This is a genomic window from Pseudomonas sp. LD120 (assembly GCF_009861525.1).
Taxonomy (GTDB): domain Bacteria; phylum Pseudomonadota; class Gammaproteobacteria; order Pseudomonadales; family Pseudomonadaceae; genus Aquipseudomonas.
The window spans coordinates 1,323,278-1,347,307 of the sequence record NZ_WVHL01000003.1 but is presented as its reverse complement, the minus strand read 5'-3'; the positions used below and the strand labels follow the sequence as shown (position 1 = coordinate 1,347,307).

General features: G+C 64.2%; 17 protein-coding genes and 2 riboswitches. Of the genes, 8 read left to right on the top strand and 9 right to left on the bottom strand.

Going from position 1 to position 24,030, the window contains the following annotated elements:
- Positions 1 to 3: 3 nt before the first annotated feature.
- From PLD_RS12330 to cobW, 5 genes are all read right to left on the bottom strand, one after another.
- Positions 4 to 1,650, bottom strand: coding sequence for a phospholipase D-like domain-containing protein (locus PLD_RS12330; protein ID WP_159892956.1), 1,647 nt, complete (start codon positions 1,648 to 1,650; stop codon positions 4 to 6).
- Between the two features lie 385 nt (positions 1,651 to 2,035).
- Positions 2,036 to 2,764, bottom strand: coding sequence for a VWA domain-containing protein (locus PLD_RS12325; RefSeq protein WP_256674601.1), 729 nt, complete (start codon positions 2,762 to 2,764; stop codon positions 2,036 to 2,038).
- Positions 2,689 to 3,696 (bottom strand): ATP-binding protein, encoded by a 1,008-nt coding sequence (locus PLD_RS12320; protein ID WP_159892954.1) that lies wholly within the window; start codon positions 3,694 to 3,696, stop codon positions 2,689 to 2,691. Before PLD_RS12320 ends, PLD_RS12325 begins: the two co-directional genes overlap by 76 nt.
- A 154-nt stretch (positions 3,697 to 3,850) precedes the next feature.
- Positions 3,851 to 7,624 carry a cobaltochelatase subunit CobN gene (gene cobN / locus PLD_RS12315; protein ID WP_159892952.1) on the bottom strand — a complete coding sequence of 1,258 codons (3,774 nt, stop codon included), beginning with the start codon at positions 7,622 to 7,624 and terminating at the stop codon, positions 3,851 to 3,853.
- A 3-nt stretch (positions 7,625 to 7,627) separates the two neighbouring features.
- On the bottom strand, positions 7,628 to 8,695 hold the full coding sequence (gene cobW, locus PLD_RS12310; RefSeq protein WP_159892950.1) for a cobalamin biosynthesis protein CobW: 1,068 nt from the start codon (positions 8,693 to 8,695) through the stop codon (positions 7,628 to 7,630).
- Between the two features lie 96 nt (positions 8,696 to 8,791).
- Positions 8,792 to 9,004: riboswitch (cobalamin riboswitch) on the bottom strand.
- Positions 9,005 to 9,077: 73 nt separating this feature from the next.
- Positions 9,078 to 9,295, top strand: a riboswitch (cobalamin riboswitch).
- Between the two features lie 96 nt (positions 9,296 to 9,391).
- Between cobW and PLD_RS12305 the strand changes: the two genes are divergently transcribed.
- The 4 genes from PLD_RS12305 to cobM all read left to right on the top strand — a co-directional run bounded on the left by PLD_RS12305 (position 9,392) and on the right by cobM (position 11,531).
- Complete coding sequence (locus PLD_RS12305) at positions 9,392 to 9,580, top strand: CbtB domain-containing protein (protein ID WP_159892948.1); 189 nt, start codon at positions 9,392 to 9,394, stop codon at positions 9,578 to 9,580.
- 11 nt (positions 9,581 to 9,591) lie between these two features.
- Complete coding sequence (locus tag PLD_RS12300; RefSeq protein WP_159892946.1) at positions 9,592 to 10,293, top strand: CbtA family protein; 702 nt, start codon at positions 9,592 to 9,594, stop codon at positions 10,291 to 10,293.
- Entirely contained in the window at positions 10,290 to 10,703 is a 414-nt protein-coding gene (locus PLD_RS12295) for a cobalamin biosynthesis protein (protein ID WP_159892944.1), read from the top strand. Before PLD_RS12300 ends, PLD_RS12295 begins: the two co-directional genes overlap by 4 nt.
- Before the next feature lie 81 nt (positions 10,704 to 10,784).
- Entirely contained in the window at positions 10,785 to 11,531 is a 747-nt protein-coding gene (gene cobM / locus PLD_RS12290) for a precorrin-4 C(11)-methyltransferase (protein ID WP_159892942.1), read from the top strand.
- Between the two features lie 204 nt (positions 11,532 to 11,735).
- On the opposite strand, the gene nfuA is transcribed toward cobM, so the two are convergent.
- Both nfuA and PLD_RS12280 read right to left on the bottom strand, forming a co-directional pair.
- Positions 11,736 to 12,320, bottom strand: coding sequence for a Fe-S biogenesis protein NfuA (gene nfuA / locus PLD_RS12285; protein ID WP_047305029.1), 585 nt, complete (start codon positions 12,318 to 12,320; stop codon positions 11,736 to 11,738).
- Positions 12,321 to 12,460: 140 nt separating this feature from the next.
- On the bottom strand, positions 12,461 to 14,752 hold the full coding sequence (locus tag PLD_RS12280; protein ID WP_159892940.1) for a fatty acid cis/trans isomerase: 2,292 nt from the start codon (positions 14,750 to 14,752) through the stop codon (positions 12,461 to 12,463).
- Positions 14,753 to 14,905: 153 nt separating this feature from the next.
- On the opposite strand from PLD_RS12280, the gene metH reads away from it, so the two are divergent.
- Entirely contained in the window at positions 14,906 to 18,616 is a 3,711-nt protein-coding gene (gene metH / locus PLD_RS12275) for a methionine synthase (protein WP_159892938.1), read from the top strand.
- Between the two features lie 143 nt (positions 18,617 to 18,759).
- Positions 18,760 to 18,981 (top strand): DUF2970 domain-containing protein, encoded by a 222-nt coding sequence (locus PLD_RS12270; protein WP_159892936.1) that lies wholly within the window; start codon positions 18,760 to 18,762, stop codon positions 18,979 to 18,981.
- Positions 18,982 to 18,988: 7 nt separating this feature from the next.
- Here PLD_RS12270 and PLD_RS12265 read toward each other — a convergent pair whose 3' ends face one another.
- The gene (locus tag PLD_RS12265) at positions 18,989 to 20,074 is read right to left on the bottom strand and encodes an ABC transporter substrate-binding protein (RefSeq protein ID WP_159893496.1); all 1,086 of its coding nucleotides are present in this window, start codon (positions 20,072 to 20,074) and stop codon (positions 18,989 to 18,991) included.
- A 502-nt stretch (positions 20,075 to 20,576) separates the two neighbouring features.
- On the opposite strand from PLD_RS12265, the gene PLD_RS12260 reads away from it, so the two are divergent.
- Together PLD_RS12260 and PLD_RS12255 are read left to right on the top strand one after the other, a co-directional pair.
- Positions 20,577 to 22,235: a nitrite/sulfite reductase gene (locus PLD_RS12260; RefSeq protein WP_159892934.1), complete on the top strand. Its 1,659-nt coding sequence runs from the start codon at positions 20,577 to 20,579 to the stop codon at positions 22,233 to 22,235.
- Positions 22,219 to 22,713: a DUF934 domain-containing protein gene (locus tag PLD_RS12255; RefSeq protein WP_159892932.1), complete on the top strand. Its 495-nt coding sequence runs from the start codon at positions 22,219 to 22,221 to the stop codon at positions 22,711 to 22,713. The genes PLD_RS12260 and PLD_RS12255 overlap by 17 nt, the downstream gene beginning before the upstream one ends.
- Positions 22,714 to 22,968: 255 nt before the next feature.
- On the opposite strand, the gene sohB is transcribed toward PLD_RS12255, so the two are convergent.
- A complete protein-coding gene (gene sohB / locus PLD_RS12250; RefSeq protein WP_159892931.1) occupies positions 22,969 to 24,003 on the bottom strand; it encodes a protease SohB in 1,035 nt (344 codons plus the stop codon).
- Positions 24,004 to 24,030: the final 27 nt, after the last annotated feature.

The following is a 24,030-nucleotide window of genomic DNA, read 5'->3' as shown; positions in this document are numbered from 1 at the left end:
CCTTCAACGCCCGGAAAAGCGCAGCCGCGACAACTGGCGCAAGTCGCCTTCGCGGTAGTAGTCGTTGCTCCAGCTGTCGTCCACCGCCAAGGGGCGCACCTGCTTGAGGGCCAGTTGCTTGGCGTAGTAGCGAAACCGGTAGTGCTCGTAAAAGCGCAGCAGTTCCAGGCCGTAGCGGTCGGCCAGGTCAGTGTCGCCACGGATGATCAGGAAGTTCTCGTCATTGCGCAGGCTAGCGCCAACGCTGAAGTTATGGCTGCCACTGATGATCACCGGCGCCTCGCTGGTGAAGTCGCTGACAATGGCCTTGGTGTGCACCAGCAGGTTGCCTTTCTGCCCCTTGAGGCCTTCCTTGAGCCAACCTTCCACGCCCTGGTTAAGCAACGCGGTGGCCGTGAACTCGGCGCTGCGATCGGCGTGGAATCCCGTGATGCGGCTGGCAGTGTTTTGCAGGCCGTAGCGCAGCACGTCGTCGTGGGGCTGACCGAGCAAGGCATCGAGCAGGCGCTCGGGCAAGGCAAAGGCGGTGGCGAACAGCAGGTCGCGGCGGGTGTCATTGATGATGGTGACGAATTGATCCAGATCGCCTTGGCCACTGCGCGGGGAAAAACCGGCAAACAGCGGCGCATCCGCCTGCATGGGGTTGTGCTGGGTCAGCCACCGGCGGGTGGCGCCTACATCATTCGGCGCCGCCCAGATCTGCTCGAACACCTGCAAATACTCTCCAGCCATCGGCGGGTGATCAAGGCTGTGCAGCACGTTGGCCTGACGGTAGACGCCATTGGCGGTGAAGTTGGTACTGCCACACAGCACGGCTGCGGGCTGGCGCTGACCGCTACCGTCCAGGCGACTGAGGACGATGAACTTGTCATGAAAGATCCCATGGGTCACCCGGCCGCGTTTGTTGGCATCGGGCAGGTGCTGCAGGCTGGCCTGATTCTGCACGGTGTCATCGTCCCCGGGACCGGCGTGGTACAGCACCCGTACCTGGGCGCCTCGGTCGAAGGCGGCGTTGACCGCCTCGACGATCGCCTGCAACTGGTACTCGTAGATGGCGATGTCCAGCGCCCAATGGGCATCCGTGGCGCGCTGGATAAACCCCAGCAGCTCCCCCAACAAGCCGTTTTCCAACCATCGCCGGGGGGCATCCGGCCAGGCCTCGATCGGCAGTTTTTTGTTGGCCCCCAACTGTGCGTCCAACTCGGGAAACTTGCGCGAAAACGCCTGACTGGCGGCCACCGCGCGGTTGAAGATCACCCGCTGGCCGGCGGGCTGGCCGTTGTCGGCGGTGATGCTCAAAGCCAGCGACTCGCCCAACTGCGGCGCATCGCTGCTGCCGTAGACCAGATACACCCGATAGTTGAGGGTAGCGCCGGGATTGACTGCATAGTCGGCCCAGCGAAACTTCTGCAGCGGCGCCTGATCGCTGGGGGTCGCGTGGAATTGAGGAAAGGTGTGAGCCTTGCCGGGAAAGGTCAGGCTGTTGAACAAAAACAGCCAAGGCTTGCTGCCGGTCTGCTTTTCGATGGCAAACCCCAACAAGCCCCGGCGCCGCGAGGCATCCAGATCCATGGCCAACAGCACGCCATTGGTCCCCGCATAGGCCTTGACCCGAAAATCGTCCTGATTGTTGCACACCAGTACCCGCATGAAGTCACTCCTGTGTTGGCGCAGGCAGTGTAGCCGCTGCCGCAGACAGCAACCGAGGCCGAAGGGCTCGCAGACACGGCACAGATCCATGTAGCCGCTGCCGCCAGACTGCAACCGAGCCCGAAGGGCTCGCAGGCACGGCACAGGTCCATGTAGCCGCTGCCGCCAGACTGCAACCGAGCCCGAAGGGCTCGCAGGCACGGCACAGGTCCATGTAGCCGCTGCCGCCAGGCTGCGAACGGACCCGAAGGGCTAGCAGGGGCAGGATCTGCGTTGTTTCTGGGAAGGATTGGGGGCCTTTGCGCCGACTGCGTCGGCGGTCGCAGCTTCGCAGGCTCAGCAGCGGCTACAGGGTTAGAGGGTTAGAGGGTTAGAGGGTTAGAGGCTACAGATCGAGGTGCTGGTAGGCGGCGTTGAGGCCTGTGGCCAGTTCGCGGGCACGGCCCAGGCGGATCGGGCCGCGTTCGATGTCGAGCAGTAAGGTCGGGCAGTTCAGGGGTTGCAGCGGCGGCAGGCTTTTCAAGCGGCCATCGGTGATCAGCAGTACGCGCTGCTGCTCCGCCGGCAGGCGGCGCTGGCGCTGTTCCAGCCACTGGGTCGCTTCGCTCAGGGCTTGTGGCAAGGGCGTGCCGCCACCGGCGCCGAGGCCGTCGAGCCAGTACCGCAAGTCCTTGGAGGCTTTCAGGCCTTGGACCTGCCAGTTCGGCGCACGACCGCTGGCGGTGAGCAGCGCCAGGCGCGCACGCTGGCGGTAGGCGTCGTCGAACAGTTGCGCCAGCAGGCCCTTGGCGTCGCTCAGGGCACTGTGGCGACGGGTCGAGGCCGAGGCGTCGACGATCACCAGCCACAGCTCATGGGGCGCGCGGCGGCGCAGGCGAAACAGCAGGTCTTGGCGCAAGCGTGGCCGGCCCTTGAGCAAGGTGCCGGGCCAATTGATCGCGCCGCTGCCGGCGGCGCGACTGGCGCCGTGCCGACCTTGATCCAGGTGCCCCGCCCGGGGCTTGGCATCCGCCCCCCGGTCACTCTGGGGGCGGATGCCTAGGGCTTTTTTGGCCAGCTCGGCACTTCTCGGCGGGCACCGGTGGGCAAGGCCTGGGCTGGCATTTCGCCCCATTGGCCCTGGCCTTCATTGAGGTTGGCGTTGGCGGATGCCGGTGCCTGGGGGCTTGGCCCCGATGGCGGCGCGCCGGGCGGAGTCTCCCGCCGCCGGTGGCGCAAGGCGAACTCGGCCACGGCGTCGATATCCTCCTCGGCAATCGCCGGAGCGCCGCGCCAGGCCGCGTGGGCGCGGGCCGCGCGCAGCCAGACCAGATCAGCGCGCAGGCCGTCCACCGCAGCGGCAAAGCAGCGCTCGGTGATCAGCGCCAGGGCCTGGTCGTCCAGCGGGATGCCGGCCAGGGCGGCCCGCGCCTGCTGGCAACGCTCGCGCAACGCCGCTTGGGGCTCGGCCCACTGGGCACAGAACCCCTGGGGATCGCTGTCGAAATCCAGGCGGCGGCGGATGATCTGCCCGCGTTCTTCGGGGGCCGGCTGGCCGCTCAAGGCGACGTTGAGGCCGAAGCGGTCCAGCAGTTGCGGGCGCAGTTCGCCCTCTTCCGGGTTCATGGTGCCAATCAGCACGAACTTCGCCGAATGGCGATGGGAAATGCCGTCGCGCTCGATCAGGTTGGTGCCGCTGGCGGCCACGTCCAGCAGCAGGTCCACCAGGTGATCGGGCAGCAGGTTGACTTCATCGACATAGAGCACGCCGCCGTCGGCCTTGGCCAGCACCCCCGGTGAGAACTGCGCCCGGCCTTCGCCCAGAGCGGCGTCCAAATCCAGGGTGCCCACCAGGCGCTCTTCGCTGGCGCCCAGGGGCAAGGTGACGAACTGCCCGCTGGCCAACAGGTCGGCCAGGCCTCGGGCCAGGGTCGACTTGGCCATGCCCCGTGGGCCTTCGATCAGCACGCCGCCGATCTTCGGGTCAATGGCGGTCAGGCACAGGGCCAGTTTCAGGCTTTCGGCGCCGACCACGGCGGACAGCGGGAAATGGGGGGTGTCGCTCATGTCGGGGGCTCGCTCAAGGGTTGTGCAAACATCAGGGGGTGGCCGCGGCTACAGGTTGCGATCGGCACCGCAGAGCCGTCACGAGGAGGTTCAGGGCGGTAGCACGTGACGTCGACGTCGTCGGCGTTCGCAGCCTGCGGCAGCGGCTACAGGCTCAGCTGTCTTCTTCAATATCCAGCAACAGGTGCTCCAGGGCCTCACGGTACTCGCCGGGCTCTTGCCACAGGCCGCGCTGCTGGGCCTCCAGCAGGCGCTCGGTCATATCGCGCAGGGCGTGGGGATTATGCTGGCGGACGAACTCGCGGGTCGAGTCATCCAGCAGGTAGGCATCGGCCAGCAAGGCGTACTGGTGATCGTCGATCAGCTCGGTGGTGGCGTCGAAGGCGAACAGGTTGTCCAGGGTCGCGGCCATTTCAAAGGCGCCCTTGTAGCCATGGCGCTTGACCCCGTCGATCCACTTCGGATTGGCCGCCCGCGAGCGGATCACCCGGTTCAGCTCTTCCTTGAGGGTGCGGATCTTCGGCAGGTCCGGCTGGCTGTGGTCGCCGTGGTAGCTGGCGGCCTTGGCCTCGCTGAGGCTTTCCACCGCGGCCAACATGCCACCCTGGAACTGGTAGTAATCGTTGGAATCCAGCAGGTCGTGCTCACGGTTGTCCTGGTTCTGCAACACCGCCTGCACCTGGCTCAGGCGGGTGGCGAACTGCTCGCGGGCGGCGGTGCCTTCGTCGCTGCCGCCATAGGCATAGCCGCCCCAGTTCAGGTAGACCTCGGCCAGGTCCTCGCGGCTCTGCCACAGGCGACCGTCGATGGCACCCTGGACCCCGGCGCCATAGGCCCCGGGCTTGGCGCCGAAGATCCGCCAGCCGGCCTGACGCGCCGCGGTGTCCTGGTCCAGGCCGGAGGCGATCAAGGCTGCGCGTTCGGCGCGCACCCTGGCCGCCAGCGGGTTCATGTCATCGGGTTCGTCGAGGGCCGCCACCGCCTGCACCGCCGCGTCGAACAGGCGGATCAGGTTGGCGAAGGCGTCGCGGAAGAACCCGGACACCCGCAAGGTCATGTCGACCCGCGGCCGGTCCAACAGGCTCAGGGGCAGGATCTCGAAATCGTCGACCCGCTGGCTGCCGGTGGCCCATACCGGGCGCACGCCCATCAGCGCCATGGCTTGGGCAATGTCGTCGCCGCCGGTGCGCATGGTGGCGGTGCCCCAGACCGAAAGGCCCAGGTGCAGCAGGTGGTCGCCGTGGTCTTGCAGGTGGCGTTCGAGAATCAGGTTCGCCGACTGAAAACCGATGCGCCAGGCGGTGGTGGTGGGCAGGTTGCGCACGTCCACCGAATAGAAGTTGCGCCCGGTGGGCAGCACGTCCAGACGCCCGCGGCTGGGTGCGCCGCTGGGTCCGGCGGGGACGAAACGCCCGCTCAGGGCCTCCAGCAGGCCGCGCATTTCCGCCGGGCCGCAGGCGTCCAGGCGCGGCGCAACCACCTCGCGCAAGCCGTCGATAATGCTCTGCACCGGCTCCCAGCCGGGTTCATCCAGCTGCGCCACCGGGCCCTGGAGCGCCGCCTCGATCAACTCGGCGGCATACAGTTCCAGGCGCTCGCGCGCATCGCCGGCGGTGCGCCAGAGCCCATCGCTGATCTGCCGCAACGGCTGCGGCCGGCGTCCGGTCCAGGGCTCGGCCAAGGCACAGTCCAGCGGATCGAAGCCCAGGCCGAAGGCCTTGGCCAGGGCTCGCAACAGGCTGGCGTGGGCGCCCTTGCCATCGCCTCGGGGAATGCGCAGCAGGGCCAGCAGGGTGTCGAGGCGCAAGCGGCCCTCGGGGGATTCGCCGAACACGTGCAGGCCATCGCGGATCTGCGACTCCTTGAGGTCGCACAGGTAAGTGTCCAGGCGCGGCAGCCAGATGGCCGCGTCGGCGTCGCTGTCGAGCGCGCCCTCCAGTTGCAGTTCGCGGTCGATATGGGTTTCGCGCACCAGTTGCAGGATGTCCCGTTGCAGTTCCCGAGCGCGACGTGGGTCCAGCAGCTGGGCTTCGTAGTACTCGTCCGCCAGCTGCTCCAGGTTACGCAGCGGGCCGTAGGTTTCGGCACGGGTCAGGGGCGGCATCAGGTGGTCGATGATCACCGCCTGGGTACGGCGCTTGGCCTGGGCGCCCTCCCCCGGGTCGTTGACGATGAACGGGTAGATGTTCGGCAGCGGCCCCAGCAACGCATCCGGCCAGCAGTTTTCCGAGAGGCCGACACCCTTGCCCGGCAGCCATTCCAGGTTGCCATGCTTGCCGACGTGGATCAGCGCATGGGCACCGTAGGTCTGGCGCAGCCAGAAGTAGAACGCCAGGTAGCCATGGGGCGGCACCAGGTCCGGGTCGTGGTAGACCGCGCTGGGGTCCACCTGATAACCCCGGGCCGGCTGGATACCGACAAAGGTCAGGCCAAAACGCAGGCCGGCGATCATCATCCGTCCGTTGCGGAACATCGGGTCCTGCTGCGGTGCGCCCCAGCGTTGCAGCACCGCCTGGCGGTTGGCCTCGGGCAGGGCCTGGAACAGCGCCGCGTAGTCGTCCAGGGCCAGGCTTTGCTGGCACGGACGCTGGTCGAGGCTGTCCAGATCATTGCTGACCCCGCCCAGCAGTTGCCGGATCAGCTCGCTGCCGCTGGCGGGCAACTCGGCCGGCAGCGGGTAGCCTTCGGCGTGCAGGGCCTTGAGGATGTTCAGCGCCGCAGCCGGAGTGTCCAGGCCGACGCCGTTGCCGATGCGCCCGTCCCGGGTCGGGTAGTTGGCCAGCACCAGGGCGATGCGCTTGCGGCCGTTGTCCAGGCGCCCCAGCTCGACCCAGCGCCGGGCCAGTTCGGCGACAAAGTCCATGCGCTCGGGCTGGCCGCGGTAGCACACCACGTCCGACTGGCTGCGCTCGCTGCGCCAGGCCAGGTCCTTGAAGCTGATGGGCCGGCTGATGATGCGCCCGTCCAGCTCCGGCAAGGCGATGTGCATGGCCAGGTCCCGCGGCCCCAGGCCCTGCTCGCTGTCGCGCCAGCCGGGTTCGTTGTCCTGGGCGCAGATGGCCTGGATCACCGGGATATTGCGCCGGAACGGCCGCAGGTGCGGCGCCTCGGGGCTGGACTGGGCAAAGCCGGTGGTGTTGAGGATCACCCCGGCCGCAGTGGCCTCCAGCCAGTCTTCAACCTGACTCAGGCAAGCGGCCTCCTTGAGACTGGCCACGGCGATCGGCAAGGAGTTGAGCCCCGCCGCCTGCAGGCGCTGGCAGAACAGGTCGATAAAACCGGTGTTGGCCGCCTGCAGGTGGGAGCGGTAGAACAGCAGCGCCGCCACTGCTTGATCAGGCTGCCAATCGGCCTGCCAGTCGCTGAGGGTGGCCTGGCTTTTGTGCGGGTGATAGATCGCCGTGCGTGGCAGGACCTGCGGTTCGCTCCAGGGGTAGTCGCGCCCCAGCAGGCTGCTGGCCAGGCAACGGTAGAAATTCAGCGCGTTGTCGCGCCCGCCCTGGCGCAGGAACTGCCACAGGCGATCGCGCTCGCCCGGCCCCACGGTGCTCAGATCGCTGAGCTCCGGGTCCGGACGATCGTCCCCCGGCACCAGAATCAGCTGCACCCCGCGCTGGGACAGCGCCACCAGCCGCTCGACGCCGTAGCGCCAGTAGGCAATGCCGCCGTGCAGGGAAATCAGGATCACCTTGGCATGGCGCAGCACCTGGTCGACATACAGGTCCACCGAGGCGTGGTTCTGCACCTGCATCGGGTTGGCCAGGCGAAAGCTGGGGTAGTCCTCGGGCAACTGCTCGGCGGCATCCGCCAGCAGCGCCAGGCTGGAATCGCCGCTGCACAGGATCACCAGTTCGGCGGGGGTTTGTCCGAGGTCGGCGATGTTGTCGTCCGACACGAAACCGCCGGGCTGGGTCCTGAGCAGGTGCATGACTTACACGCTGAGCGCGGCGCGCAGTTGCGCTTCGAGCTGGGCAGCGTCCAGCTCCTGGCCGATCAGCACCAGGCGCGTGGTGCGGGCTTCATCGGCGCCCCACTTGCGGTCGAAGTGCTTGTCGAAGCGGGTGCCCACGCCCTGGATCAGCAGACGCATCGGCTTGTTGGGGATCGCGGCAAAGCCCTTGACCCGCAGAATGCCGTGCTTGACCACCAACTGGGTCAGGGCGTCCAGCAGCAGGCTTTCGTCGGCCTGGGGCAGTTCGATGGAGATGGAATCGAAGGCGTCGTGATCGTGATCGTCGTGGTCGTCACCGTCGTGGTGGTGATCGTGGTGGCTGTGGCGACCGTCGATGTGCTCCTCGGAGCCGGCACCCAGGCCCAGCAGCACGTCCAGGGGCAGGCGGCCGCTGCTGGCTTCGATGACTTTCACCGCTGGCGGCAGTTCTTCGGCCACTTCCTGGCGCACCTTGGCCAGTTCTGCGGGGTTGATAAGGTCGGTCTTGTTGAGGATCACCAGGTCAGCGCTGGACAGTTGGTCGGCGAACAGCTCGTGCAGCGGCGATTCGTGGTCCAGGTTGGGGTCGAGCTTGCGCTGGGCGTCCACTTGCTCGGGGAACGCGGCAAAGGTGCCGGCGGCCACGGCCGGGCTGTCGACCACGGTGATCACCGCGTCGACGGTGCAGGCGCTACGGATTTCCGGCCACTGGAAGGCCTGGACCAGGGGCTTGGGCAGGGCCAGGCCGGAGGTTTCGATGAGGATGTGGTCCAGGTCGCCACGGCGCGCCACCAGTTCACGCATCACCGGGAAGAACTCTTCCTGCACGGTGCAGCACAGGCAACCGTTGGCCAGCTCATAGACCCGGCCTGTGGCCTCTTCTTCGGTGCAGCCGATGGCGCATTGCTTGAGGATTTCACCGTCGATGCCCAGCTCGCCGAACTCGTTGACGATCACCGCGATGCGCCGGCCCTGGGCGTTGTCCAGCATGTGCCGCAGCAAGGTGGTCTTACCCGAGCCAAGGAAGCCGGTGACGATGGTGACGGGAAGTTTGGCCAGTGTTTTCATCGGATGCCCCTTGGCAAAGGTGGCGGGCATACGGGACGAGAGCCGCAGCGCAGAGGCGCGCGGAGATTTCGCCACCGGATCACCCCGCCCGGTTGTAGTGAGAATCTGGGTCGAGGCAGGTCTCCTGGCTGAGGGCTTGCCAGTCGTTGGACCGGCGGTTCCTGCGCCTTCCCGCGGGCGTTCTGAACGCGCAAGCAGTGGCCTTGCAGAAATCAAACCCTTCACAGTTGCGGGGGCAGCCGCGGCATCGACCGCGTTCCCTTCTTAGCTTCGACCGCTGGCCGAAGAACCTCGAACGCGCAAGGCTACGCAGAGCGCGGGGGGCGGTCAATCGGCAATGCGCCGGCACCCGCAATTGACGGCGTCACCCCGCCCATGATTTGCTACGCGCCTTGTTACGGGTGCCCCTCACAGGGTGAAACGGGAAACCGGTGAATCACGTGCTTAACTAAAAAGCCGTGGCCAGTCCGGTGCTGCCCCCGCAACGGTAAGCGAGCGAAGTGTCAGATCCACTGTGCCAATGGCATGGGAAGGCGACACTTGCCGGCATGACACTGCCCCTCGTGAGCCCGGAGACCGGCCCGCAACACACACCTAACAAACCCGCGGTGGGCGGGCGCTGTTGCAAACCCTGCGTGCTGCCAACGCGGGGTTTTCCTGCGCTCCTCCCCCGCCGACACTCCAAAGGGAAGCGCCATGTCGACCATCAGCAGTACCCGCCATTCCGCCAGCAGCACCTCCACCCTGAGCCAGCGTCTGGTGGCCGCCATCGGCGCGTCGCTGCTGGGCGCCTGCCTGGTGTATTTCGCCGGTTTCTCCCATCTCGAAGCGGTGCACAACGCCGCCCACGACACCCGTCACAGCGCCGCCTTTCCTTGCCACTGAGATCTGCCGAGATGATCAAGCGTATTGCCCAAACCGCAGGGTTCACCGGGCTGCTGGCGGCCCTGCTGCTGACCCTGCTGCAAAGCTTGTGGGTCGCTCCGCTGATCCTGCAGGCGGAAACCTATGAACAGGCTCCGGCCGCCGAAGCCCATGAACACGCCGCAGGCGCCATGGCCGGCCACAGTCACGATGCCGAAGCCTGGGAGCCGGAAGACGGCTGGCAGCGCACGCTCTCCACCACCGGCGGCAACCTGGTGGTGGCGGTCGGCTTCGCCCTGATGCTGGCCGGGCTCTACACCCTGCGCGCGCCCAACCGCGCCTCCCAGGGCCTGCTCTGGGGCCTGGCCGGTTATGCGACCTTCTGCCTGGCGCCGACCCTGGGCCTGCCGCCGGAGTTGCCGGGCACCGCCGCCGCGGACTTGGTGCAGCGTCAGGTCTGGTGGGTCGGCACTGCCGCCTCCACCGCGGTGGGCATCGCCCTGATCGTGTTTGCCCAGAACTGGCTGCTCAAGCTACTGGGCGTGGCCATCATCGCCGTGCCCCACGTGATCGGCGCACCCCAGCCTGAAGTGCATTCGATGCTGGCGCCAAAAGCGCTGGAAGCCCAGTTCAAGATCGCCTCGCAACTGACCAACGCCGCCTTCTGGCTGGCCCTGGGCCTGGTCAGCGCGTGGTTATTCCGGCGCAAGAACACCGATCTGTACTCGGCATGATCGAAACGCGCGCAGCGCCGGCCCTGGTGGTCGGCCTGGGTTGCCAGAAAGGCTGCCCGGTGACCACCCTGCGCGCCCTGCTGGACCAGGTGCTGCTGGCCCATCGCCTGGATAGCCGGCAGATCCTCGCCCTGGCCAGTATCGACTTGAAGCGCAGCGAACCCGGCCTGCTGCAATTGGCGGATCAACTGGCCCTGCCGCTGACCTGTTTCAGTAGCACGCAATTGGCGCCTTATGCCTTGCGCCTGAGCCACCGCTCGCAGATCGCCTTTGAACGTACCGGCTGCTATGGCGTGGCCGAAAGCGCCGCCCTGGCCCTGGCCGAACAGTTGCACCCGGGCCCGGTGAAACTGCTGATTCCCCGGCAAAAATACGCCCAGGCCACCCTGGCATTGGCGGCTTGCCGGTAAAATCCCCGATAATCCCCGCCCTCGATCATGAGCAATCTTCATCTGAAGCTCTGCTCCCGCCCTTTTTTCACAGGAACCGCCATGACCGTCTATTTCATCGGCGCCGGCCCCGGCGACCCGGAACTGATCACCGTCAAGGGCCAGCGCCTGATCCACCGCTGTCCGGTGATTATCTACGCCGGCTCTCTAGTGCCCCAGGCCGTGCTCGACGGCCATCGCGCCGAACGGGTGATCAACAGCGCCGAACTGCACCTGGAACAGATTGTCGAGGTGATCAAAGAGGCCCATGCCCAAGGCCAGGATGTGGCCCGGGTGCACTCCGGCGACCCAAGCCTGTATGGCGCCATCGGCGAACAGATCCGCTGCCTGCGGGCGCTGGACATTCCCTTCGAGATCATCCCCGGCGTGACCGCCACCGCCGCTTGCGCCGCTTTATTGGGGGTTGAACTGACCTTGCCGGACGTATCCCAGAGCGTGATTCTGACCCGCTATGCGGACAAGACCGCGATGCCCGACGGTGAGGCATTCGCCAGCCTGGCGGCCCATGGCGCCACCATGGCGATTCACCTGGGCGTCAATCACCTGGACAACATCGTCGCCGAACTGCTGCCGCATTACGGCGCCGACTGCCCGATTGCCGTGGTGCACCGGGCTTCCTGGCCCGATCAGGACTGGGTCGTTGGCACCCTCGCGGACATCGCCGAACAAGTCGCGGCCAAGGGCTTTCGACGCACGGCACTGATCCTCGTGGGCCGCGTACTGGCCACCGACGTGTTCAGTGAATCGTCGCTGTACCGCGCCGGCCACGCGCACCTCTATCGCCCTTGAACCCTTGAGCCCTTGAGCCTGCGGGCACGCAGGGGCATGCAGCGGCGCTGATCGCGACTGGTGCGGCGCGGCGAACAGATTGACCCCGGCAAGGTAAAGGCTTTCAGGCCACCGGCGACAAGCAAGCCCCGCACCCCGCCTTGGATGACAGGCATAAAAAAACGGCGCTCACGGCGCGCCGTTTTTCATGCCGCAGCGAACGCCTTAGTAGTAGGCGTTTTCTTTCTGCGTGTGGTCGGTGACGTCACGCACGCCCTTGAGCTCGGGGATGCGTTCGAGCAAGGTGCGCTCGATGCCTTCCTTCAAAGTAACGTCGGCCTGGCCGCAGCCTTGGCAACCACCGCCGAATTGCAAAACAGCAATGCCATCATCGACAACGTCGATCAGGCTGACCTGACCGCCGTGGCTGGCCAGCCCCGGGTTGATCTCGGTTTGCAGGTAGTAGTTGATGCGCTCGTTGATCGGGCTGTCGGCATTGACCATCGGTACTTTGGCGTTGGGCGCCTTGATGGTCAGTTGGCCGCCCATGCGGTCAGTGGCGTAGTCGACCACCGCGTCATCGAGAAAACCTTCGCTGAAGGCGTCGATGTAGGCGGTGAAGCTTTTCAGGCCCAGGGCCTTGTCTTCGGGTTTTTCTTCGCCCGGCTTGCAGTAGGCGATGCAGGTCTCGGCGTACTGAGTGCCTGGTTGGGTAATAAAGATGCGGATGCCGATCCCGGGGGTGTTCTGCTTGGATAGCAGATCAGCCAGATAGTCGTGGGCGGCGTCGGTAATGGTTATGGCGCTCATGGTGGTTCCTCGCAGACGTCGGCGCAGTTTACGCCAATCGACGCCGCTGACAAAGTCCTAGTGTTTTTGTCGGGATAGACCTTGGTATAGCGCCCCCGGTAGCCGGCAATGGCTGCCCGGAGCGCGATAACGGCTCCGGATCAGAGGTTTTCGTATCGATTCATGTCCAGGACCCCAGCCTCCAGCGGGTCGGTTTCCTGCAGGTAGCGGGTCTGGTCATGGAAGTACTGCCAAAACTGCGGATGGCTGCGACGGATTCCCCAGCGATCGACGACCTTCTCGAAGCGGGCGGCGTCCCGTGCCTCTTGCATGGCCTGGACAAACGCCGGCACCTGCTCGCTCGGAACGTTGAAGATGAAGTTCGGGTAACTGCTGAGAATGCCCGGGAAGATGGTCAGGGTGTCCAGCCCCGGCTGGTAGCGCAGCGACTCGCCCAGCATGAACGCCACGTTACTGTGGGCGCGGTTGCGCAACATGCTGTAGAACTCGCGCTTGCCGCTCGGGGCCTGGATGCGCAGCAAAGTCGCTTCCGGCAGTTGATCGATGACCTTGAGCCCCGCCGCCGGGCGCGACGTCAGCCGGCTCAGGGCCTGCTCGGCATCCTGTAGCGCCGGGTCGATATTGGGCCGTGAGCAGTAGGCGCCGTCACAGCGATTGATCGGGTCCGGCTTGGCATTGAGCTCGCCATAACGGACCAGCAACTGATGGACAAAATCCTTTTTCGGGTCTTTGGGGTCGAGTTTCAAGGCGCTGGGCTTGCCATCATTAATGGACTCGTAATCCAGCCACATTTTGAACTTACCGCTGTTCTGGTACCAGTCGTCAAGAAACTCCTCGCGGGTACCGGCGGGCATCAGACGCAGGAAGTTCTGCTCGGCGCCATTGCGGATCAGGTCGAAATACAGCCGGGTCTGGGCCTGATGGGAAACATTGCCGAACACGTCGAAGTTCACCGCCAACTGATAATAGGTGCGCTCCAGCAACGGGTAGTCGAACAGCCACATCGTCTGCGGCACCTCACCGATCAGGCCCTTGGTCACCGAGGCACTGTCGAAGTGACGGAAGATGCTCAGCAGCGCGTTGTCGTTGCCGGCCCACAGGCTCGACCAGCTCGGCGCCGGGGCTTCGGCATAAAAGTCGCGGCGCAGCGCCTCGTACTCGTTGCGCTTGTCGCGATAGGACAGCCACAGGCTGAGCACGCTGCCGACGTCATCGTTCTGCCCGGGCATGGCCAGCAGCGGCGTGACTTGGCCACGATAGGTCGGATCGGTGATGTACAGGTCACGTTCCGGGGCCTGGAACAGTGCCCAGAAGTTGTCACGAATCACATCGGTAGCGATCTGCCCGCGACACACCGGGCCACGGATAAAGGTGCGCACGAAGTACTCGGCGTTATCCAGCATGAACTGGTAGCGGGCCTTGGCCGGAATCGCCTCGAAGGTCTCGAACGGGTTGGCCCGGCGCGCCGGCCCGTAGCCGGGCAAGGCGGTGACCTGCCAGTCGCCGCTGTAGAACAGGGTCCTGACCCGGGCCATCTTCGCCGCGCTCAGCGGGTAGGTGATGTGGGTCTTGTGCACGATCACCCCTTGCACCGGCCACAGGCGGTAATACACCTGGGTGCCCGGGTCGTCATTGGGGCGACGGGTGTTGATCAGGTCAATGGGCTGGCCGCTGGGGGTACGCGAGCGCACCCATTGGAAGAAGTGCCCCGGCTCGCCGCCTTCGAAATAGACATGGGCCAGGAACCAGTGCTCGTAGAGCCAGCGCGCCACCAGGCTTTCCCGAGCGCCGGGGGCGTTGAGCAGGTTTTCCCACTGGGCCACTTGCAGGCTTTCCCGGGCACTGGGGGTCAGGCCCTGTTCATCGATGGGCGCACCGGAGGCCAGCCAGCGTTGCAGGGTCTGGTATTGCTGGTCGGTGAGGCCGGTCACCGCCAGCGGCATGCCCTCTTTCGGGTGCGCGCCAGCATAGGCATCGAACTCCGCCGGCTGCGGGCACATGTTCTCGCGGCTCAGGCCCAGGACGATCTCGCTGGGCAGCTTGGCATTGGCTTGCAATGGCGTGCGGTGGCCGAGTTCGAGCATGCGCGCCATCAGCGCTGCCTGGCTGCCCTGGGCATCAAGCACCGAATAGAAGCCCTGGCGCTGCCAGGCCGCCTTGCCACTGGCATCGTAGAACAGTCGGGTCGGCGCCTGGGCCTGGCTGCGTTCACCGTCGTACACCGGAATTTTCGAGGCGCCGCGACCGGCCCCCTCGCCGCTGCCCAGGTTGAGCTGACAGGCGGAGTCGTAGCAGGCATGACAGGCCACGCACTTCTCGGTGAAGATCGGCTGGATGTCGCGGGTGTAGGAAATCGCCGGAGCCGGACCTTGGGCCATGCACACTGAACTGAGAAGCAGCAGCGCGCTGCTGACGATAAAACGAAACGGCATGTCCCTGGTCCCGAAAGAAAAAACGCCGCAATTCTACCGATCTCGCCCCACGACCAACATGAGCGATATTCATGAAAAACCCGTACATGCCGCAAAACCATGCAGGTTTGCTATGATCCACGCCCTTCGTAATGGCCCTACCAGGTAGTTCTCATGTCTGATCGCAGTGCTCGCCTCCACGCTCTCCAGCAAGCCCTCAAAGAGCGCATTCTGATACTCGATGGCGGCATGGGCACCATGATCCAGAGCTACAAGCTCGAAGAACAGGACTACCGTGGCAAACGCTTCGCCGACTGGCCCAGCGACGTCAAGGGCAACAACGACTTGCTGGTACTGACCCGTCCCGACGTCATCGGCGCCATCGAAAAAGCCTACCTGGATGCCGGTGCCGACATCCTCGAAACCAACACCTTCAACGCCACCCAAGTGTCCCAGGCCGACTACGGCATGGAGCAACTGGTCTACGAACTGAACGTAGAAGGCGCCCGCCTGGCGCGCAAGGTGGCGGATGCGAAAACCCTCGAGACCCCCGACAAGCCGCGCTTCGTCGCCGGTGTCCTGGGCCCGACCAGCCGCACCTGCTCGCTGTCGCCAGACGTCAACAACCCCGGTTACCGCAACGTCACCTTCGATGAACTGGTGGAAAACTACACCGAGGCCACCCAGGGCCTGATCGAAGGCGGCGCCGACCTGATCCTGATCGAGACCATCTTCGACACCCTCAACGCCAAGGCGGCGATCTTCGCCGTACAAGGCGTGTTCGAGGAGCTGGGGTTTGAACTGCCGATCATGATTTCCGGCACCATCACCGATGCCTCCGGCCGTACCCTGTCGGGCCAGACCACCGAAGCCTTCTGGAACTCCGTGGCCCACGCCAAGCCGATCTCGGTGGGCCTGAACTGCGCCCTGGGCGCCAGCGAGCTGCGCCCGTACCTGGAAGAGCTGTCGAACAAGGCCAGCACCCATGTCTCGGCGCACCCCAACGCCGGCCTGCCCAACGAATTCGGCGAATACGACGAGTTGCCGGAACAAACCGCCAAGGTCATCGAGGAATTCGCACAGAGCGGCTTCCTGAATATCGTCGGCGGCTGCTGCGGCACCACCCCGGGGCACATTGCCGCCATCGCCAAAGCCGTGGCCGGTTATGCCCCGCGGCAGATCCCGGACATTCCCAAGGCCTGCCGCCTGTCGGGCCTGGAGCCCTTCACCATCGATCGCAACTCGCTGTTCGTGAACGTTGGTGAACGCACCAACATCACCGGTTCGGCCAAGTTCGCCCGGCTGATCCGCGAGGACAACTACACCGAGGCCTTGGAAGTCGCCCTGCAGCAGGTGGAAGCCGGCGCCCAGGTGATCGACATCAACATGGACGAAGGGATGCTGGATTCGAAGAAGGCCATGGTCACCTTCCTCAATCTGATCGCTGGCGAGCCGGACATCTCCCGCGTACCGATCATGATCGACTCCTCGAAGTGGGAAGTGATCGAAGCCGGCCTCAAGTGCATCCAGGGCAAGGGCATCGTCAACTCCATCAGCATGAAGGAAGGCGTGGAGCAGTTCATTCACCACGCCAAACTGTGCAAGCGCTACGGCGCCGCCGTGGTGGTGATGGCCTTCGACGAGGTCGGCCAGGCCGACACCGAGGCGCGCAAGAAGGAAATCTGCAAGCGCTCCTACGACATCCTGGTCAATGAAGTGGGCTTCCCGCCAGAAGACATCATCTTCGACCCGAACATCTTCGCCGTGGCCACCGGCATTGAGGAACACAACAACTACGCCGTTGATTTCATCAACGCCTGCGCCTACATCCGCGACGAGCTGCCCTACGCCTTGAGCTCCGGCGGCGTGTCCAACGTGTCGTTCTCGTTCCGCGGCAACAACCCGGTGCGCGAGGCGATCCACTCGGTGTTCCTGCTGTATGCGATCCGCAACGGCCTGACCATGGGCATCGTCAACGCCGGCCAACTGGAGATCTACGACCAGATCCCGCAGCAGCTGCGTGACGCCGTGGAAGACGTGGTGCTCAACCGCACGCCCAATGGCACCGACGCGCTGCTGGCGATCGCCGACCAGTTCAAGGGCGACGGCAGCGTCAAGGAAGCGGAAACCGAGGAATGGCGCAGCTGGGATGTCAACAAGCGCCTAGAGCACGCCCTGGTCAAGGGCATCACCACCCACATCGTCGAAGACACCGAAGAATCGCGCCAAAGCTTCAGCCGCCCGATCGAAGTCATCGAAGGCCCGCTGATGTCCGGCATGAACGTGGTCGGCGACCTGTTCGGCGCCGGCAAGATGTTCCTGCCCCAGGTGGTGAAATCCGCCCGGGTGATGAAACAGGCGGTGGCCCACCTGATTCCGTTCATCGAGCTGGAAAAGGGCGACAAGCCGGAAGCCAAAGGCAAGATCCTCATGGCCACGGTCAAGGGCGACGTGCACGACATCGGCAAGAACATCGTCGGCGTGGTCCTGGGCTGCAACGGCTACGACATCGTCGACCTCGGGGTGATGGTGCCAGCGGAAAAGATCCTCCAGGTGGCCAAGGAGCAGAAGTGCGACATCATCGGCCTGTCTGGGCTGATTACCCCGTCCCTGGACGAGATGGTCCATGTCGCCCGCGAGATGCAGCGCCAGGATTTCCACCTGCCGCTGATGATCGGTGGCGCCACCACCTCCAAGGCCCACACCGCAGTAAAGATCGAACCCAAGTACAGCAATGACGCGGTGATCTACGTTACCGACGCCTCCCGCGCGGTGGGCGTGGCCACCCAATTGCTGTCCAAGGAGCTCAAGGCCGGCTTCGTCGAGAAGACCCGTGAGGAATACGTGGAAGTGCGCGAGCGCACCGCCAACCGCAGCGCCCGCACCGAACGCCTGAGCTACGCCGCAGCCATCGCCAAGAAGCCGCAGTTCGACTGGGCCGGCTACCAGCCGGTCAAGCCGACCTTCACCGGCGCCCGGGTGCTGGACAACATCGATCTCAAGGTACTGGCCGAATACATCGACTGGACGCCGTTCTTCATCTCCTGGGACCTGGCCGGCAAGTTCCCGCGCATCCTCACCGATGAAGTGGTGGGTGAAGCCGCCACCGCCCTCTATAAGGACGCCCGGGAGATGCTCGATAAGCTGATCAATGAAAAGCTGATCAGCGCTCGGGCGGTATTCGGTTTCTGGCCGGCCAACCAGGTGCAGGACGACGACCTGGAAGTCTACGGCGACGACGGCCAGCCACTGGCGCGCCTGCATCACCTGCGCCAGCAGATCATCAAGACCGACGGCAAGCCGAACTTCTCCCTGGCCGACTTCGTCGCGCCCAAGGACAGCGGCATCACCGACTACGTGGGCGGCTTCATCACCACCGCCGGGATCGGCGCCGAGGAGGTGGCCAAGGCCTACCAGGACGCCGGCGACGACTACAACTCGATCATGGTCAAGGCCCTGGCCGACCGTCTGGCCGAAGCCTGCGCCGAGTGGCTGCACCAGCAGGTGCGCAAGGAATACTGGGGCTATGCCCAGGACGAAGCGTTGGACAACGAGGCGCTGATCAAGGAGCAGTACAGCGGTATCCGCCCTGCCCCGGGTTATCCGGCCTGCCCGGATCACACCGAGAAGAGCACCCTGTTCGCCCTGCTCGACCCCGAGGCCAGCGAAGGCCGCGCCGGCCGCAGCGGCGTGTTCCTCACCGAACACTTCGCCATGTTCCCGGCGGCGGCGGTCAGCGGCTGGTACTTCGCCCACCCGCAGGCGCAGTACTTCGCCGTGGGCAAGGTCGACAAGGACCAGGTGCAGAGCTACACCGAGCGCAAGGGCCAGGACCTGGCCGTGAGCGAGCGCTGGCTGGCACCGAACCTGGGCTACGACAACTGACCCAGGCGCGGTAAGCGCCGGCTTGCCAACGAAGGCGGTCCCTGAGGCCGCTTCGCTGGCCAACCCGCGCCTCCCCCGCTCATCCGCCCGCCATCGCAGGCAGCGTCTATGCTCTGTTGACACCCCACCGTGTCGAGGGATTTATGGACGATCCAAGCAATGACAATCAGCCCCCCACCTTCCTGCAAATGCTGCAAAGCGTGCTGGCGGCAGCCTTCGGCGTGCAAAGCGGAAAAAACCGCGCCCGCGACTTCAGCCACGGCAAGCCCAGCCACTTCATTGTGCTGGGCCTTGTCTTTACCACCCTGTTTGTCCTGGTGCTGTTGGGCATCGCCAAGCTGGCGATGCACTTGGCGGGGGTCTGAAGCGGGATTAGCGCAGCAACAGCTGTAAACCGAAGGGATAGCGGTAGCCGTCTGGCTTGCCTTGGGCGGACAAGCCCCGAAAGTCCACCCTGGCGCCCACTTTATCCCCCAGGCGCAACAGCTGCTGGGCTTGGGTGCGCGTCAGTGAGTGAAACAGTGATAATTGCCAGTCCGGGCCACCCAAGCGCCGGGCGTCCAGCCCCAGCGCATCATCGTGGAGCGCCACCAGGGCCCAGCCGCCGAGGGTGAAGTGCCCGGCCACCAACACCGACAACTGTCCATCGATCAAAGCCTGCAAGGCATCGGGCGAGCTGTTGATCGCGCTGAACAGCAGGTCCACACCCGGTTTACGTCCCAGCTCTCGGGCCGCGCGCATGGCGCCCAGGGCCATCTCATCATTGGCCGACCAGACCAGTCGGGTTTGCGGATAACGCTGCAAAAGCTGTTGCGCCTGCTCGTAAGCCCGCTCCCTATTCCATTCGCCATACACCAGTTGCCGCAGATGCACCTGCGGATGCTCCGCCAAGGCCCGACGCAGCCCCTGCTCGCGCAACAGCGCCGCCGGCGTGACCTTCACCCCCGAGAACGCCAACAAGTCGATTGATTGCCCCTGCGCAACAGGACCGTGCTTGCGCAGCAACTCTTTGAGCATCTGATAACCGGCCTCTTCATCGTTGCTCATCATGCTGCCGATCCAATCGGAATAACTGCTGCGGCTTTGCCTGATCAACGCTCGCTGATCCTCGGTCAGCGGGCTGCTGACGATAAACAGCTTGACCCCGGAACCCTGGGAAAGACGCAGGATCTGCGGCGCGACGTACTGCTCGTTCACCAGCATCAGGTAATCGGGCTTATGCGCCCCCTGAAATAGCGCTCGGGCCTGATCAAGGGAGTTTTGTGGATTACGCTCGGCGTAGAGAATTTGCAGGTCAATGCCCAGATCCCGTGCGGCGGCCTGCATGAACCGCGAATAACTGACCCAATAGGTTTCGGTCGAGTTACCCGGATTGAGAAAAACCACAGAGGTGGCATGAGCGGCTGCGCAAAACGGCAAGCACAGCCACAGCGCCCATTGACACAGAACCTTCAACATCACGAAAAGAGCCCCAGAAAAAACGTAGGCAGTATAGCTGGCAAAATATTGGCCAATACCGCTAAACGACCATAATCGTCTGACAATTCAGGCTCTTTTCATTAGCCGCCTACTGATGACTGACCCAAAACACGGCCGTACCCACGACCAGAATGATCAGAAAGAGAATCGCCCATGCATCAACACGGCTGTCGCCTTTCCCTGTCTTGGTTGGATGACTCATAGCATCGCCTCTAATAGGTTTTGTTGGTGACTGCTTTAAAGACTCGGTCTCAGTTAAGACCAGGATTGCCCCTACCACAAATGGGGTTACTGCCACGCCCCTACCGTTAGTCGTTTTGGTTCTTTACATATACTCAAACATCACTTTTGCGCATAACCGCAAACTGGTATCGTGCCCCGGCTCCGATCGGAGTGCGCGGCCGTGCGCGCAGATTTGCTTACATGGGTGGCGTTAGCGTGTGCGCTTTTGTGCCATCTGTAGCCTGAGAACTGGACCTATATGTACGTATACGACGAGTACGATCAGCGGATCATCGAGGACCGCGTCAAGCAGTTCCGTGATCAGACCCGACGCTATCTGGCAGGCGAGCTGAGCGAAGAAGAATTCCGCCCCCTGCGCCTGCAGAATGGCCTCTATATCCAACGTTTTGCCCCAATGCTGCGGGTCGCCGTGCCTTACGGCCAACTGACCTCGCGCCAAGCGCGGATGATGGCCAAGATCGCCCGCGACTACGACAAGGGCTACGCGCACATCAGCACCCGGCAGAACGTGCAGTTCAACTGGCCAGCCCTGGAAGACGTGCCAGACATCCTGGCCGAGCTGGCCACGGTGCAGATGCACGCCATCCAGACCAGCGGCAACTGCCTGCGCAACGTCACCACCGACCAGTTCGCCGGTGTCGCTGCCGACGAGTTGATCGACCCGCGTCCCTGGTGCGAGATCGTCCGTCAATGGACCACCTTCCACCCCGAATTCGCCTACCTGCCGCGCAAGTTCAAGATCGCCATCAATGGTTCGACCTCTGACCGCGCGGCCATCGAAGTCCACGACATCGGCCTGGAGCCGGTGTACAACGCCGCCGGCGAGCTGGGCTTCCGGGTCCTGGTCGGTGGTGGCCTGGGCCGCACCCCGGTGGTCGGCGCTTTCATCAACGAGTTCCTGCCCTGGCAGGACCTATTGAGCTACCTCGACGCCATCCTGCGGGTCTACAACCGCTATGGCCGTCGCGACAACAAGTACAAGGCGCGGATCAAGATCCTGGTCAAGGCCCTGACGCCGGAAGTGTTCGCCGAGAAGGTCGAGGCAGAAATGGTTCACCTGCGCGGCGGCCAGACCACCCTGACCGAAGCCGAAGTGCATCGGGTGGCCAAGCACTTCGTCGACCCGGACTACAAAGCCCTGAGCAACCAGGACGCCGAACTGGCGGCCCTGGACAAGGAGCACCCGGGCTTTGCCCGCTGGCGCGCGCGCAATACTCTGGCCCACAAGAAGCCGGGCTACGTTGCCGTGACCCTGTCGCTCAAACCCACCGGCGTAGCGCCGGGCGATGTCACCGACAAGCAATTCGACGCCATCGCCGACCTGGCCGACCGCTATAGCTTCGGCCAGTTGCGCACATCACACGAACAAAACGTGATTCTCGCCGACGTCGAGCAAAGCCAACTGTTCACCCTGTGGGGCGAGTTGCGTGAGAACGGCTTCGCCACACCGAACATCGGCCTTTTGACCGACATCATCTGCTGCCCGGGCGGCGACTTCTGCTCCCTGGCCAACGCCAAGTCGATCCCAATCGCCGAATCCATCCAGCGCCGTTTCGAGGACCTGGACTACCTGTTCGACATCGGCGAGCTGGACCTGAACATCTCCGGCTGCATGAACGCCTGCGGTCACCACCACGTCGGGCACATCGGCATCCTCGGGGTGGACAAGAAAGGCGAGGAGTTCTACCAGGTGTCCCTGGGTGGCAGCGCCAGCCGCGACGCCAGCCTGGGTAAGATCCTCGGCCCGTCCTTCGCCCAGGACGACATGCCCGACGTGATCTCGAAGCTGATCGACGTGTACGTGGAACAACGTACCGAAGACGAACGCTTCATCGACACCTATCAACGTATTGGCATCGACCTCTTCAAGGAGCGCGTCTATGCAGCGAATCATTAAGAACAACGAGGTCATCGACGAAACCTGGCACCTGCTGCCCAAGGACGCGACCCTCGACGGCATCTCCAACTGCGACGACCTGATCGTGCCGCTGGCCCTGTGGCGCGACCATGCCCACGCCCTCAAGGCCCGCGATGGCGGCCTGGGCGTGTGGCTGGATGCGGACGAAGAAGCCGAGGAAATCGGTGACGATGTCCAGCATTTCCAGGTCATTGCCCTGAACTTTCCGGCCTTCACCGATGGCCGCAACTACTCCAACGCCCGCCTGCTGCGTGACCGGTATGGCTACAAAGGCGAACTGCGGGCCATTGGCGACGTGTTGCGCGACCAACTGTTCTACCTGCACCGCTGCGGCTTCGACGCCTACGCACTGCGGGCCGACAAGGACCCGTATGAAGCCCTGGAAAGCCTCAAGGACTTCTCCGTGACCTACCAGGCCGCCACCGACGAACCGCTGCCGCTGTTCCGTCGCCGCTAAGCCCTGGTACCAACAAAAAGCCCTGAACCGGTGTCCCGGTTCAGGGCTTAATTTTTGTGCCTGCCTGTCAAAACTGCCGTAGGAGACGGCTGGCCGACGAAGAAGCGCTTGAGCCTTGTGCAAACCTTGCGGCCGCTTTCGCTGGCAAGCCAGCTCAGACGTCGGCGATCTGGTGGGCCCTTTCGCTGGCAAGCCAGCTCAAAGCCAGTTCCGACTACGCCAGCTCTGACAACGCCGGCGCCGGCAATTCGGGGCTTACCAGAAGCGTTGCTGAGTCAGGCGGCTCCACCAGGTCAGCAGCACACGGTCGATGGAACCGCTGGCCGCCAGCCCGACACGCTCCTGCAAGCTCTTGCGCTCGGCATAGTGCAGGTGGAACACCTCGGCATTCTTGGCTTTTTCCGCCAGGTACTCATCGCTGGTCTGCAACTCGTCCACCAGCAACTTCTCTTGCGCCGCCACGCCCAGCCAAACTTCACCGGTGGCCACTTCATCAATGGCCAGTTGCGGGCGATAACGGGACACGAAGTTCTTGAACAGTTGATGGGTCACGTCCAGGTCTTCCTGGAACTTCTCCCGGCCCTTCTCGGTGTTCTCGCCAAACACCGTCAAGGTGCGCTTGTACTCGCCGGCGGTGAGCACTTCAAAATCGATGTCGTGCTTTTTCAGCAGGCGGTTGACGTTGGGCAACTGGGCCACCACGCCGATGGAGCCGAGGATGGCGAACGGCGCGCTGATAATCTTCTCGCCGATGCACGCCATCATGTAGCCGCCGCTGGCCGCCACCTTGTCGATGCACACCGTCAGCGGCACCCCGGCCTGGCGAATACGCGCCAGTTGAGAGGACGCCAGGCCATAGCTGTGCACCATGCCGCCACCGCTTTCCAGACGCAGCACCACTTCATCCTTGGGCGTGGCCAGGCTCAGCAGGGCGGTAATTTCATGGCGCAGACCTTCAGTCGCCGAGGCCTTGATATCGCCATTGAAGTCCAGAACGAACACCCGGGGCTTGGCCTCGGCCGGTTGTTTCTTCTGCTTCTTCTGGCTTTTTTCGGTCTTGCTCTGGGCCTTGCGCAAGGCCTTGAGCTGGTCCTTATCCAGCAGACTCTGCTCCAGGCGCTCGCGCAGGTCCTTGTAGAAATCATTCAGCTTACTGACCTGCAACTGCCCTGCGCCCTTGCGCCGGCCTTTGCTGCGCAATGCAGCGGCAGTGATCAACACCACCAGAATGGCAACCACCAGGGTCACGGTCTTGGCCAGGAAACTGGCGTATTCGGTGAAAAACTCCACAGGGACTCCTCAAACATGAACCACTAC